Genomic DNA, 255 nt, shown 5'->3' with positions numbered 1-255 from the left:
TTAAAAATAATAGGATTTGATAAACCAAAAGATTGTCTTAGAAGATGGAGAAAAATCTACTTAAAACAAGGCGAAGCCTCTCTTGTATCTAAATCAAGTAGAGAATTAAATCTAAAAAAGAAAACAAATATAAAAGATGAGTTAAAACGAGCAAAAGCGAGAATCAAATATCTTGAAATGGAAAATAATTTTTTAAAAAAGATAGATGCTCTGGAAAGGACAGTGATAAAATAAATAAAGTTTATGGAAATGATA

At 25.9% G+C, this 255-nt stretch carries 1 protein-coding gene; it reads left to right on the top strand.

Annotation, left to right across the window (positions count from 1 at the left end):
• Window positions 1-234: hypothetical protein (locus KGF42_RS20705; protein ID WP_227826942.1), on the top strand; the 234-nt coding region annotated here is incomplete at its 5' end.
• Window positions 235-255: the final 21 nt, after the last annotated feature.

The sequence above is a fragment of the Clostridioides sp. ZZV15-6383 genome (assembly GCF_020657735.1).
In the GTDB taxonomy this organism is placed as follows: domain Bacteria; phylum Bacillota; class Clostridia; order Peptostreptococcales; family Peptostreptococcaceae; genus Clostridioides; species Clostridioides difficile_D.
Note: the sequence above shows the minus strand (reverse complement) of the source record. Positions and strands in the feature narration are given on the sequence as shown.